Genomic DNA, 12,497 nt, shown 5'->3' with positions numbered 1-12,497 from the left:
TTCCTTTTTTGGAGGATTGTATGAAAGAGCTTAATTTCGATATTGAAGTGAAGAAGATCAAGATCAATGGTTATGTGTTCGATATTCTTAAGTCTGATATAGACGTTCTGGAAAGGGCAGATAATCTTTTGCAGCGGTACGAAAAGGAATTAACGGATGTTACCTCAGACACGGAAGAGGGGCGCAAAAAAATCACGAAAGCGATTCTTGAAGCGAGGGATTATATTGATGTAATGTTGGGCGAAGGTGCGTTGCATAAGATGGCGAACGGGAAGCCTGTTGGGTTAGTTCAGGCCATTGACATTATGAAGGAGGTCGCGGCGGCGGTAGTCAGGACCTATCAGGAAGATTTAGACGAGGAATATGCGCTCGACGGGGACAAGCCAAAGGAAAGCCCAAAGGCAAAACCGAAGGCTACGCGCCCTGCTGCTAAAAAGGCAAAATGAGCATCGTTTCATTCTCACGGCACAGCCTTAACATTTTCCCGGAGGAAATAGAAGGGTACCCGATTGATGCCCGGTTCCGAAATATTATGCGGATTATGCGGGTGCTCGATGATGAAAAGAAATCTCCGCAGCAGCGTCTTGCGTATGCCTATCGTTTTTTTTATACGGATGAAATACCGCAGGAAAATGCCTGGGGGCTTATGCAAGAATTTATAAACGGAGGGGCAGAGCCGGAGAAGGACGGGGAACCGCCGCAAATGGATTTTGATTTTGATGCCGACGAAATATATTCCGATTTTCTAAGGGAATATAATATCGACCTATTGAGAGAAGATATCCATTGGTATCGTTTTCTTGCCCTCTTGGGCTGCCTGTCCTCTGGCAGTTCGCTTGTGCATAAAATCCAGTTGCGATTTATGGACACATCGAAGATGAAAGGCAAGGAGCGCATGGAAGCGGAACGGGCGATAGAGCGCGTGCAGATTCCCCGACGTATGACGATTGAAGAATTACACGAAGCGGAGGCCTTTGAAGCCGAATGGGGGAGCCTATGAAGTATTTATCCCCAAGATCACCGCACGGCCTGTAACGGTCTTGTAAAAAGCCTGACAGGGTGTTAGGATAGAGACATAAAAGGGAGGTGCGGGGATATGAAAAAAGGATTGGTTTTTGCTTTATGCGTGATAATGACCTGCGGGCTATTGGTGGCAGGATGTAGCAATAATACTGGAATTGATACAGTGGAAATCGACTCTCTTCCTTACAGCATCCCATATTATAAAGATTCGACCATAGATTTAGTCTCGTTGGATATGTGTCAACGGGAGTACGATAACCACGGAAAAACGACTTATCAAGTCGAAGTGCTCCTGACGATTGATGTGAGTAGTATTCTGCAATTATCCGATAATGACAAATATTGGGCGGATAGGGACGTTGAGGTAGCTCCTTTTGAATGCTCGATTTATTGTTACGATAATGGCTTGTCATTTGATGATTTAAAGTATGTTAATACATATGAAGATGATAGTACGGGATATAGGTATATACAATTTACTACGGATGGGCTTGAAGAGTATTTCAACGATTTTTCAGGATCGAAAATAAGCATTCGTTCCTTTACGGACATGGGAGATGCAGAAAAGCCGAATGAGTCGAAAGAAAGAAAAATGTACGCTTATACAACTGATGAGTTTGAAGAACTGCCTGATATTTTACCACAGGAAGAATTACTTCAAAGCCTGATGTAAAATGTAATATCAGTAGCTTTTATCACAGATGTTAGACACTCGCAAATGCGGGTGTCTTTTTTGTACTCAATTTAGGAGAAAAACGGATGGCACACGGACAGGTAGACATAGACGTAAATCTGAATACAAAAGACCTTAAAGCGTCTATGAACGGTTTGCAGGGTGAAATCGTAAAAGGAATGGCCGTGTTTGAGGTTCTTAAACAAAGCGTTTCCAAGATCGCCGGAATGGTTGTTGAATCAATCGACGCCGCCATGAGGCGCATTGATACAATGGATCAGTTTTCGCGCGTCATGACCACCATGACGGGATCGGCAGACAAGGCAAGTATGGCGCTTGAGAAAACGAATAGCATTGTTACGGGGACGGCGTTTGGACTGGACACCGCAGCAAAAGGCGTACAAGCATTTGTAGCCTCCGGCATGGAGGTTTCTAAGGCTACGGACACAATGGGCGCATGGGCTGACGCTGTTGCGTTCTATACGAAGGGGACGAACGCCGATCTCGAAACCGTTTCAATGGCATTACAGAAAATGGGTACTAAGGGCAACGTCACAATGGAGCACCTACAAATGCTCCTTGAAGCAGGGATTCCGGCCATTCAGATTTATGCTTCTGCCGTTGGCAAATCCACGGAAGAAGTTACAGACCAGATGAGCAAAGGTGAACTCAAAACATCGGATTTCATCGATGTTATGAACAATGCTTTTCGTACAGGGACCACAGGCTTTCCCTCCATTGCGGGCGCAGCGAAAACAGCCGGAACGAGTTGGCAGGGCAGTATGGATAATATGCGGGCCGCGATTGCGCGCGGGACCGCCGCTATGTTGGAGCAGCTTGACGCTGCTTTTAACGTCAAAAAGGGCATGGTGCAGTTTGGTAAAGGAATAGAATCTGTGCTGAAAGGGCTGGCAAACAATCTGGACAAGGTTGCTGTTGCAGCGACAGCAGTAATCGCGGGCTTTGTTGCCTTCAAGATTCTAAAGACTGTGCAAACTTCAATGGCGGCGATCAATGCGCTTACTACAGGAGCGTCATATGCCCTTAAATTGTACGCAATGGATAATTCCTATGCCTCCGCCGCAGTGGGAGCGCTCACGTTACGACAAGCCCTTGCAGGAACAGCGACAATGGTATTGTCGGGCGAAATGAGTATAGGCGCAGCGATAACCCTTGTTTTCAAAAAAGCGGTTGACGCACTTAACAAGTCATTCCTTGCGAACCCGATTGTACTTGTCATCGCTCTTATTGCAGCACTGATCGCTGTGATCGTGCAAGCGGTAACACGCACCAATGCGGAAGCGGAAGCCGCACGCGCAGAAGCTGAGGCAATGGTGGCGGCGCAAGATGAATTAACGCAATCGGCAGCACAGAGCGCGGCGGAATACGAAAAAAATATGGCTTCAATCAAGGCAACCGCTGACGAAGCCCATAATATGACACAGCGTTTGGAGGAACTGAGAAGCAAGACAGACCTGACCGCTGGTGAGCAACAGGAAATGGCCTCGATCACCGCCCAGCTCACAAGCAATTATTCCGGCCTGTCCGAAATGGTGGACGAGAACACCGGGGCGCTCACGGGAAATGCTGAGCAGTGGAATAAAGTTGTTGACGCGCAGGCGGAGTTTGAAAAAGCCACGCTTATGGTCGAACGCGCCAACGAACTAACCCAGGAAGCGACAGAAGCAGAAATTTTGCTTGAGTCGGCACAAACGCAGGTCGCCAATAATCAGAAGCTGATTGCAGATAACCAGCAGCGCATAAATGAACTGAATGATAAAGCATCTTCCGTGTATGCAAAACTGAATAGCGGCATGGATTTAACTGCGGATGAAGCAGCGGGTCTCCAAAAAGAATATGCTTCATTGATTGATGAATCTGAAAACCTTCGTATTTATAATAACGGACTTAAGGACGCGAATAAGGACCTTGAAGAAGGTATGGGCGATCTTTCGGACGAAGCGCAACGTCTGGCTCGGGAACAAGCAGCGCAAGCGGAACTTGCGCAAAAACAGACGCAAATTGCTCTCAATTCCTATAAGGACAAAATAAAGGCCGTTGACGAATATCAGAAAATCAGCGACCAGATGACCGATGAGGAAATTGCGAATATTCAGGCATTGATCGACGCGGGAGGCCAGCTCGAAGAGGCAGATATCCAGAAATTCAATACGATCAAGGAGAATCGCGCGAAGGAGGCTGTAGCCGAGCAGGATTATGTGCAGGCGATCAAGGACGGCCAAGTCGAAATAGATATGGCCTACGCTGCCGGTCTGGAGGAACGCCGCAAAAAGGGCGAGGAGCTCAATGAGATTGAGCAGGCAACCCTTGACCGGTGGAATGACATCAACCAGCAGGCCCTGGACAAGTACAAAGGCCAACAGCAAGAGATTGTCGATGCGGCAACCTCAACAAAAGATAAAATCGTTCTTTCGGAGCAACAGTCTGCAAAAGAGCGGCTTGCGATCCAAGAGCATAATAACGAAGTCACCGCTGCGTACGTGGATAATTATAATTCCATCATGGGAAAAATCCCGGAATCTCAAAAACAGTACCTTGCAGATATGACTATTGAAGATGCCCGCTTCCTTGATGACATGGTTTCAAAGTGGGATGAAGGCGGAAAAGAGCAGTGGGACCAGTATGTGGCAGGTATTGAGGCCGGGACCGCAAAGGCGAATGAACTGGCATTTGCCGGGGCCACGCAGGTAGCAAATACAACGGCAGATACCACGGTGAATACGCTCGAAGCCAGGAAAGGGGACATTGAAGCATCGGGCGGGAATGTTGGACAGACGATTGGCACGAGCATGGAGCAAAGCCAAGCGCCGGATGAAGCGGCACAGGCTATTGCAGACCGTGTTGTATCCAACCTGTCCAATGCGGATTATTCTGCTATTACGAATGGTATGGCGACAGCCATTAAGAACGGGACGAAATCCGTGCAGTCTGCGGCACAAAGTATGTCAACATCGATTCTGAATGTTCTGAAAAAGGCATCCAGTGACGCACAGGCCGAAAGCACACGCATGATGTCGCGTTATGCAACCGGGATCAGGAGCGCAACCAGCTCCGTTTCGTCCGCAATGACATCTGTTATGAACTCGGCAAAAACGGCGGCGAATGCGGCGACGGCGAGCTGGGGAGATATTGGAAAACGGATGATCGTATTAGTGGTGCAGGGTGTAAAAGGCGAACAAGAATCGCTTACGTCAGCGGCCAAGAGTACGATCAGTAATGCTAAAGCGTCGATTTCTCTTTCCGGATGGAGTGACATTGGCAAAAATATGGTATCCGGCATGGCGTCCGGCGTCCGGAATAATCAAAGTATTCTGACGTCTGCAATCGAGGATGTAGTAAATGCCGCGATCAGCAAAGCAAAAAGCACGGCTAAAATTCATTCGCCGTCACGCGCGTTTGAAGATGAGGTTGGATACATGTTCCCAGCTGGTATTGCTGTAGGCGTTAAGAAAGGGGCACCCCTTGCACTGGATAGCGTTGATAAAATGACGCAATCGCTTATCAAGGCGGGCAGTACAAAGGTGCCTGTAAGCGTAGGCGTTAGCAAGGGCGGAGGATATGGCGTTCCCACGGGAGTAGTAAACAACTTTAATCAAAACAATACCATTGTGAACCCACCTCAAACGCCGGGCAAAATGTACCGGGAACTGCGAAGAAAGGGGAGACAGCTTATTCATGGGCTTTGATGACTACAGAATCAATATACAGCTTGAATGTGCGGGCAAAGTACTGGAGGTCAATCGTGCATATGATCTGACAGGGTGCGAAGCGTCGGACTATTCCCCCAACCTACAGGCAAATGCACAGCTTGACGGGGCAATACTCAACGGGAACAACATAGAGCCGCGCGAGATTGGTATTGCCGCGGTATGCGAAAGCAAAACGCGGGATTTCCTCGTGCGGTTCTTTAATCCCAAAGAGGACATAAAAGTAAAAATTAAAATGTATGAAAATATGCGGTGGATCATGGGGCGGGTCTCTGAATTTCAATTTGTTAAAAATAGGGTAGGCAACAGGAACGCCTTTGAAGTTGCCATTACCTGTGCTGATCCATTCTTCCGGGATATGGATAGCTTCGGAAAGAACATTGCGAACATCGTAAAACAGTTTGCGTTTCCGTTTATAAGCCCCGTAGCCGCCGCAAAGGACAAAGGGGGTACATATCACTGGATTAAAGGGCATTTAGCCGGATACAGACAATTTAACACACGGCTCAATTTAGATAATACCGGGGACATAGACGCGGGGGCCGTTTTTCGTATCGAAGCGCAAGGCGAGGTGGTCAATCCGATCATAAAACACGAATCCGGCGCATTCGTCCGGGTAAAAAGAACTCTTGCGAAGGGGGACGTTTTGACAATCAACACAGAACGCGGGGAGAAGCGGATTGAGCTTAACGGTGTCAACTCTTTCCAGTATATTGACCGCGATTCGGAAATGTTCCAATTAAACGTAGGGTCAAATATGATCGAATATGACGCAGACGTCGGGTATACAAACATGGCGGTCTATGTGTACTATACGCCTCGCTATCTTGGGATTTAGATTATGAATATAAAGCTATTGGATAAAAACTATGATGTGCTCGGTGAACTGGACAATTTCTATTCTTTGATCTGGCATCGTAAGTATTTTGATGTAGGCGAGTTTCAATTAACAGCAAAACCAGACGCGACGCTGCTGGAAACAAAGTACCTGTATAGGCCGGATGCAATCGAAACGGGCCGGGTGGAGCGGGTAGAATCGCTGCAGGATGAAACGGGCGCAACGCAGTTTGTTTTGTCGGGTAGATTTCTGGAATCGTTTCTGGATGATCGGATTATAATTCCGACCTATACGACAACGACAGAGAGGCAGGCCGGGCCTATAATTGCTGATTTGATTACGAGGAATGTCATCTCACCTGCTGATACTGCACGAAAGATTACAAACGTTCGCATGGGGATGGTTGCTTCAACGAGTAAGGTTGCAGCGTTGCAGGTTACTTACAATAACCTGATGGAATACGTTTACGAATTATGCCTGCAATGTGGTTGTTCAGTGGGGGCGGTCTATGATTTCGACACTAATCAAATAGAATTTCGGGTTTGGAATGGAAAGGACCGCACGCAGGATCAAGAGGAAAATAGTTGGGCGGTCTTTTCTGACACCTACGACAACATAAACCAGATCGATTACTACAAGGACAGCGAGAATTACAAAAATTTTGCATATATCGCCGGGGAAGGAGAAGGCTCCGCGAGAATCGTAGAAACATTGAATGAGGTTGGAGCGGGAGAAGATCGGCGGGAAATGTATGTTGATGCACGCGATCTCCGCATGGAGGACGAAAACCAAAACCCAATCTCCGAGCCTGTATATCGTACAATACTCAAACAGCGGGGAAAAGAGAAGAAAGCATCATGGGCTGTCGTCGAAAACGTGGACTGTGAAATATCTGTATATAATAAGTCGCTGATCTATAAGCAGGATTATGACTTGGGCGATATCAGCACTGTACAATATACGGGCCTTGGGATAACGGTTGAAAAGCGGATCACGGAGTGCATAGAAACGTGGGAGAACAATGCACTGAGCGTCAACACAATTTTTGGTGAAGATTATTTGAATTTTTGGAAAGTGTCAACGCATAAATAGGAGGAAGATTATGGAATATGGTTACTTCGATAGTGAAGTGATAGGATTTGACGATGCAACGGGGTTGCCTATATTTGACCGGGCGCAGGATTCCGATTTCATGGCGGCAATGTTTTCGTCAATATGGGGAAGCGGAGTTTACCCGAATCCGAGTGATAACCTCCAAGTAATGGAACGGGATGATGATTTATTTGGAGTAAAGGTCATGCCCGGACGTTGTTGGATTCAAGGCAGGTTTGGAAAAGAATCCGAAACCGTGAATTTTGAGTTTTCGGCGGCAAGCGCATCAGCAGACCGAATAGATAACATTGTTGTTGAGCTTAACAAGCAAAATCGGGAAATTACAATAATGAAAGTGGAGGGGGCGGCAGCGGCAACGCCTGTACCGCCTGAGCTGGTGAGGACTTCTGATATTTACCAGATATGCCTTGCGCAATGTAAGGTACGGAAAAACGCAACGAAGATAAACCAGTCGGATATTACTGATACGCGAATGAATACGGCATTATGCGGTTACGTTACGGGTGTAATAACACAGGTCGATACCACGACAATTTTCAATCAATATACTGCGTGGCTGTCAGAGACACAAAAGTCATGGGGTGATTGGTCGGATGCGGAAAAAGAAGCATGGTATGAATGGTGGAACTCTCAGGAGGATACGTCCGCCTATGTGACTACAGGCAGCGAGTACCAATCGCTTAAAACGGCAAATAAAAAGGTACTTGACGCAATAAATGAGGTATGGACAACGCGGCCGGGAGAAAATCTGCTTATAAATGGAACCTTCTCCTTATGGGATCGGGGAACCACTTGGAACTCTCCGCCATCCGGAACCTATACAGCTAATCGATGGCGTTCGTCCAGCGTCGTGTGCAAAAAGGTATCTCCAATTTCAAACGGCGGAATACGTGTTGAAGGGGCTCCGCAGCACCATAATATAGCCCAACCTGTGGAATGGCAGCATTTTGAGTTGAGCGAAACAGAACGAGTTACCCTTTCCGTTATGTTGAAGTTTGATAATCCTGGAGTCGAGTTTTTGATTGGGCGCGGAGGGCGTCAAGGTACGCCTGAGGACCCAACAGGCGTATATAAATCATTTATTTCGACAGGCGAACTGCAAAAAGTTTCCTTCACATTTGATGCGGCGCCGATTACGGGCAATGATGCAAAGCCGTGGTGGATATCGCCCGTGCGAATCGGTGCGGTAACAACCCCACAATCATATGAAATATACTCCGCAAAACTCGAACTTGGAGAAATAGCCACCCCGCATTTTCCGCGCTCGCGGTCTGTCGAACGGACTATGGCGTCGCGCTATTGCGCACCAATGTTCGGCGGCTATGGTTGGGTATCGGCGGCGGGGCGTGCCGATATAATGTATCCGATTCAATCGGCTTTCCGGGTAAAACCAACTGTCATTTTGCCTTCGGGCGAATCTGTACGAGTAAGAGGCTACAATGGAATGGTCGGACAAAGCTCAAATGTGACGGTTTCAAATTCATATACGACACAAATATTGGTCGCAATAAATGGCATTGCTACAAATGTACCGGTAGGTACGGCGTTCGCATATATGACAGCGGGAACGTTAATTTTAGATGCGGAAATCTACTGACAGGAGGAAAATAAATGGACGGAATTTATCAGGTATATGCACGGCCGGATGAAAGCGGAAATGTGCTTGCGGTTTTTTCAACGGCTTTTGAGAAGCCGCAAGGTGGCGATGTATTGCTGGATGAAGGCCCAGGGGATGAACATGCGCATGTGCAGGGACGGTATAACTTGTACGATGAATACGGGAGGTACAACTATAAAATTGTGGCCGGAAAAATAACAGAGATCGCGGAGAATAAAAAGCCGCCTATTCCAGAACCGCCAAAATCTGAAATGGAGCAAATACGGGAAACACTGGACATAGTAGTGCTTTCGATGCTTGGAGGTGATTTGAATGTTTGAAACATTAAAACGACTATATCAGGGAGGGCGGCTTGATAAAGCAGGACTTCAAGGGGCTGTTGACATGGGGTGGATTACAGGAGAGCAAATGAATGAGATAATGGGGGAAAATGATGCAGATTGAGATCACTTTATTGATCGCCATAATTGGTGGCTTCGTCGGTCTTGCGGGGTGGCTATCCGGGCGGGATAGAAAAATTTCAAATGACAGCGAATGGAAGGGCGCGGTCAAACAGCAGCTTGATAATATACAGGATGGAGTTGTCGGGACGCAGGCGGCGATTGCGGAAATAAAGGGTGATGTAAACGCACACTCGGATAGGATTGCTCGGCTTGAGGAAGTGGCGGAGAGGGTTGATGTTATCCAAGAGCACGGCGAACGAATTACGGCAGTCGAAGAGAGCGCAAAGCAAGCCCATCACAGAATTACGGACCACATAAACAATAACAAATAAGGCGCGGAAAGCGTCTTTTTAAATTAAAAAAAGGAGAAATAACAATGTTTGAGTATGTACAGGATTATGGTTTGAAGTTTAACGGGGCGCTTACGCCCCGGAAAAAAACGGTGCGGATTATCGAGCACCACACCTCCGGCGGACCGGGGGAAACGGTGCAGGGAATTCATGCCTACCACTTAGGCAGGGGACACAAGGGGATTGATTATAATTTCTGCGTGCTTCCTGACGGAACGGTAGTAAAGGGCCGCGGCCTTGAATATTGCGGCGGTTCGGTGAACAACTCCGCGCCGGAATCAAAGGGCATGAATGATGATTCTGTGGCGATTGTAGCCCTCGGAGATTTTGAGCATAACGAAATGCCCGAAGCACAGAAGGAAGGCTTAAAACGGATTACAAGAGACGTGGCGCAGTATTACGGCATCACGGAGATCATCAGACACAAGGATGTATCGGATACGGATTGTCCGGGCAAGTATTTCCCGTTTGACGAGGTAAAGGCGTATGCACTTGGCGGACAGCCACAACCTGCACCCACGCCGGAGCCGAGTGTACCGGGTCTTACGCGGAATTTAAAGCTGACCGACCCGATGATGCGCGGGGCTGATGTGCGGCAGGCACAGGAACGGCTTGAAAAGCATCTGGCGCAGCCGGGTAAGATCGACGGGATATACGGAGAAAAAACAAAGGCGGCAGTTAAGCGCTTCCAACAGGCGCGGAAGAACGAGGGCCGCGACATCGGGGCGGTGGATGGTATCATCGGACCGAAAACATGGCGTATTTTGTGGGAGTAAGGAGGAAACAATATGAGCAAAATTAACTGGAAGGTAAGGGTGAAAAGTCCACAGTTTTGGATTGGACTGATCGGCGTGATTCTGTCGCCCGTCTTGGCATACCTCGGGCTTGGATTTGAGGATTTGACGACGTGGGACAGCATTGCGAATGTGTTTCAGCAGTTTTTTAGCAACCCGTATTTGATTGGTACGGTGGCAATGGCAATCCTGTCCTTCATCGGTGTGTTGACCGACCCGACAACCAAAGGGATAAAGGACAGCGAGCAAGCACAGGAATACGAAAAGCCGAAAGGCTGAGAGAAGGGGCCGTCTGCATCGTAAGGTGTGGGCGGCTCTTTTATTTTGTCGGGTAGACGTCATGGAATGGCCGCGTTTTTCTGTTATATTATTAATATAAGAAAAAATGAAAACTAATCCAATTAATACATAATATAGTTGGAAATTGATAAAGTGTTCGTGTGACTACAATTTGTGGTTGCAAAGTTAAAAAATTTCTAGATATAGTGGCTTGTTACAAAAGAGAAAATAGCCTAAAATAAGACTTAAAGGAAGTTTTATTTTGGGTATATTTTTTGTGTACGTGTTTATAGTAATGATAAGAGAAGTTCATACAACATGAGGTAAATATGGGAACTGAGACGGTGCATAAAAAATTGAAAATCAAAAATAAGGTTAATCCCCGAAAAGCAGATTGCTGGCGAGTTATGCCTCGTAAGGGGAAAATTATTATAGAATTTGGGCGCGTAAACAAAAACAAGGAAACAGAGATAGAAGTTGTATCGAGTGTGTACGTAGACCCTGTATTGCTTCGAGGCATAGTAGCAAGTCACTTAAAGAGCGGCATTTTTTATCAGCAAAAATACGACGAAGATATAGGATTTAATCTTGAGCCCATTGAAGAACCGGGTGATAATAATGAATGAATTTAGAGAAGTAAAATACAACTTTGAACATTTTACAAATAATACCAGTGTTGCCGATAATCTATTGAAAATAATGGAAGAGATGGCAAACAGCACTATTGAATCTAGGCTTAGCATTCCAAGTGCAGAATGGACGGATTATACTTCCCGAACATCATGTGGCGATTTTGTGTATGGGGACTTATATAGCAAGCCTGCCTGGATGCAGAATTTGATTGAAAATTGTGTTGAACAAGAGGAATGCAAAAGACTATTGGTTTATGAAGGCAATGAATATGTTTGTTTTCGGGTATTTGTTGAAGATGCAAATATTGATGTAATTGATAAGTACAGCGACTTATTAATAGATACCATTGAAAAATATGGCTCGCTTAATTGTGATTTATTAGTTTTGCCGACAGAGTGCTATGATGAGGAAGTAAAAAACGCAGCCAAAATATTAATTAAATACTGAAAGACGGAACGCTTTTATGGCAAACTGTGAAAAACATGCAATACAAGCAAAACACAATATGGCTCTATTTTCAAAACTGGATTCGATGATATCCGAAGATGATCCTTTCAATGATTGGAAGGCTACGATATTATTTTATACTGCGATGCATAGTATACATAGCTTTTTAGCTATAAATGATATCCATATTCAAACACATGCTAAATTAATTGATTCGTTAGTTGATTATAGGGAGTTGCGTATGTTCTGGAGAGACTATCAGTCGTTGTATTCGTTGAGCAAACGATCCAGATATTATTGTTGCCAAATCAAGGATAGCGAAGTTGAGAAAGCAAAGCAAAAAGTCAAGAATATATATAAACAACTAATAGGAGCTTGAGGGCACTGGCGACCCAAGCCTGCATGGGCCGAAGAATTGATTATTGAACGTTTGAGCCGCTCTAAAAAGTAGGGCGGCTTTTGCTTTTACAATCGCATAAAACGTGTAAAAAACGTGTATGGAAAAAAGAAAACCCACTTATATAGCGGGCTATTCCTGTATTTGGTGGAGCATAGGAG

The 12,497-nt window shown here is 46.2% G+C and carries 15 protein-coding genes; all 15 read left to right on the top strand.

Translation table 11 applies throughout. The features are described 5' to 3' along the window. Positions 1-20 precede the first annotated feature (20 nt). The 15 genes from BBD38_RS13370 (at position 21) to BBD38_RS13305 (ending at position 12,318) form a co-directional block, all read left to right on the top strand. A complete protein-coding gene (locus BBD38_RS13370) occupies positions 21-446 on the top strand; it encodes a hypothetical protein (RefSeq protein WP_066689066.1) in 426 nt (141 codons plus the stop codon). Next, entirely contained in the window at positions 443-1,000 is a 558-nt protein-coding gene (locus BBD38_RS13365) for a Gp15 family bacteriophage protein (protein ID WP_066689065.1), read from the top strand. Before BBD38_RS13370 ends, BBD38_RS13365 begins: the two co-directional genes overlap by 4 nt. A gap of 96 nt (positions 1,001-1,096) precedes the next feature. Further along, a complete protein-coding gene (locus BBD38_RS13360; protein WP_066689063.1) occupies positions 1,097-1,696 on the top strand; it encodes a hypothetical protein in 600 nt (199 codons plus the stop codon). Positions 1,697-1,782: 86 nt separating this feature from the next. Further along, positions 1,783-5,403: a tape measure protein gene (locus BBD38_RS13355; RefSeq protein ID WP_066689061.1), complete on the top strand. Its 3,621-nt coding sequence runs from the start codon at positions 1,783-1,785 to the stop codon at positions 5,401-5,403. After that, complete coding sequence (locus BBD38_RS13350; RefSeq protein ID WP_066689059.1) at positions 5,393-6,262, top strand: phage distal tail protein; 870 nt, start codon at positions 5,393-5,395, stop codon at positions 6,260-6,262. Before BBD38_RS13355 ends, BBD38_RS13350 begins: the two co-directional genes overlap by 11 nt. Positions 6,263-6,280: 18 nt before the next feature. Then, positions 6,281-7,354, top strand: a complete 1,074-nt coding sequence (locus tag BBD38_RS13345; RefSeq protein WP_172807848.1) for a siphovirus ReqiPepy6 Gp37-like family protein — start codon at positions 6,281-6,283, stop codon at positions 7,352-7,354. Positions 7,355-7,364: 10 nt separating this feature from the next. Beyond that, positions 7,365-8,972, top strand: coding sequence for a hypothetical protein (locus tag BBD38_RS13340; protein WP_066689056.1), 1,608 nt, complete (start codon positions 7,365-7,367; stop codon positions 8,970-8,972). A gap of 14 nt (positions 8,973-8,986) precedes the next feature. Further along, positions 8,987-9,313: a hypothetical protein gene (locus BBD38_RS13335; protein ID WP_066689055.1), complete on the top strand. Its 327-nt coding sequence runs from the start codon at positions 8,987-8,989 to the stop codon at positions 9,311-9,313. Beyond that, positions 9,306-9,437, top strand: a complete 132-nt coding sequence (locus BBD38_RS14330; RefSeq protein WP_082989695.1) for an XkdX family protein — start codon at positions 9,306-9,308, stop codon at positions 9,435-9,437. Before BBD38_RS13335 ends, BBD38_RS14330 begins: the two co-directional genes overlap by 8 nt. Next, positions 9,424-9,768, top strand: a complete 345-nt coding sequence (locus BBD38_RS13330; RefSeq protein ID WP_172807847.1) for a hypothetical protein — start codon at positions 9,424-9,426, stop codon at positions 9,766-9,768. Before BBD38_RS14330 ends, BBD38_RS13330 begins: the two co-directional genes overlap by 14 nt. Positions 9,769-9,812: 44 nt before the next feature. Further along, entirely contained in the window at positions 9,813-10,562 is a 750-nt protein-coding gene (locus tag BBD38_RS13325; protein WP_066689052.1) for a peptidoglycan recognition protein family protein, read from the top strand. A 12-nt stretch (positions 10,563-10,574) separates the two neighbouring features. Next, complete coding sequence (locus BBD38_RS13320; protein ID WP_066689051.1) at positions 10,575-10,859, top strand: phage holin; 285 nt, start codon at positions 10,575-10,577, stop codon at positions 10,857-10,859. A 329-nt stretch (positions 10,860-11,188) separates the two neighbouring features. Further along, on the top strand, positions 11,189-11,485 hold the full coding sequence (locus tag BBD38_RS13315; protein ID WP_066689050.1) for a hypothetical protein: 297 nt from the start codon (positions 11,189-11,191) through the stop codon (positions 11,483-11,485). After that, positions 11,478-11,939: a hypothetical protein gene (locus tag BBD38_RS13310; RefSeq protein WP_066689048.1), complete on the top strand. Its 462-nt coding sequence runs from the start codon at positions 11,478-11,480 to the stop codon at positions 11,937-11,939. The genes BBD38_RS13315 and BBD38_RS13310 overlap by 8 nt, the downstream gene beginning before the upstream one ends. Positions 11,940-11,955: 16 nt before the next feature. Next, on the top strand, positions 11,956-12,318 hold the full coding sequence (locus BBD38_RS13305) for a hypothetical protein (protein WP_066689046.1): 363 nt from the start codon (positions 11,956-11,958) through the stop codon (positions 12,316-12,318). The last annotated feature ends 179 nt before the right edge of the window (positions 12,319-12,497 follow it).

It is taken from the genome of Christensenella intestinihominis, from assembly GCF_001678845.1.
Lineage (GTDB): Bacteria > Bacillota > Clostridia > Christensenellales > Christensenellaceae > Christensenella > Christensenella intestinihominis.
This window is presented reverse-complemented; position numbering and strand designations above follow the sequence as displayed.

Excerpts from the sequence above, each read along its gene's own strand:
- BBD38_RS13370 (WP_066689066.1), top strand. The coding sequence starts at position 21 with ATGAAAGAGCTTAATTTCGATATTGAAGTGAAGAAGATCAAGATCAAT.
- BBD38_RS13365 (WP_066689065.1), top strand. The coding sequence starts at position 443 with ATGAGCATCGTTTCATTCTCACGGCACAGCCTTAACATTTTCCCGGAG.
- BBD38_RS13360 (WP_066689063.1), top strand. The coding sequence starts at position 1,097 with ATGAAAAAAGGATTGGTTTTTGCTTTATGCGTGATAATGACCTGCGGG.
- BBD38_RS13355 (WP_066689061.1), top strand. The coding sequence starts at position 1,783 with ATGGCACACGGACAGGTAGACATAGACGTAAATCTGAATACAAAAGAC.
- BBD38_RS13350 (WP_066689059.1), top strand. The coding sequence starts at position 5,393 with ATGGGCTTTGATGACTACAGAATCAATATACAGCTTGAATGTGCGGGC.
- BBD38_RS13340 (WP_066689056.1), top strand. The coding sequence starts at position 7,365 with ATGGAATATGGTTACTTCGATAGTGAAGTGATAGGATTTGACGATGCA.
- BBD38_RS13335 (WP_066689055.1), top strand. The coding sequence starts at position 8,987 with ATGGACGGAATTTATCAGGTATATGCACGGCCGGATGAAAGCGGAAAT.
- BBD38_RS14330 (WP_082989695.1), top strand. The coding sequence starts at position 9,306 with ATGTTTGAAACATTAAAACGACTATATCAGGGAGGGCGGCTTGATAAA.
- BBD38_RS13330 (WP_172807847.1), top strand. The coding sequence starts at position 9,424 with ATGATGCAGATTGAGATCACTTTATTGATCGCCATAATTGGTGGCTTC.
- BBD38_RS13325 (WP_066689052.1), top strand. The coding sequence starts at position 9,813 with ATGTTTGAGTATGTACAGGATTATGGTTTGAAGTTTAACGGGGCGCTT.
- BBD38_RS13320 (WP_066689051.1), top strand. The coding sequence starts at position 10,575 with ATGAGCAAAATTAACTGGAAGGTAAGGGTGAAAAGTCCACAGTTTTGG.
- BBD38_RS13315 (WP_066689050.1), top strand. The coding sequence starts at position 11,189 with ATGGGAACTGAGACGGTGCATAAAAAATTGAAAATCAAAAATAAGGTT.
- BBD38_RS13310 (WP_066689048.1), top strand. The coding sequence starts at position 11,478 with ATGAATGAATTTAGAGAAGTAAAATACAACTTTGAACATTTTACAAAT.
- BBD38_RS13305 (WP_066689046.1), top strand. The coding sequence starts at position 11,956 with ATGGCAAACTGTGAAAAACATGCAATACAAGCAAAACACAATATGGCT.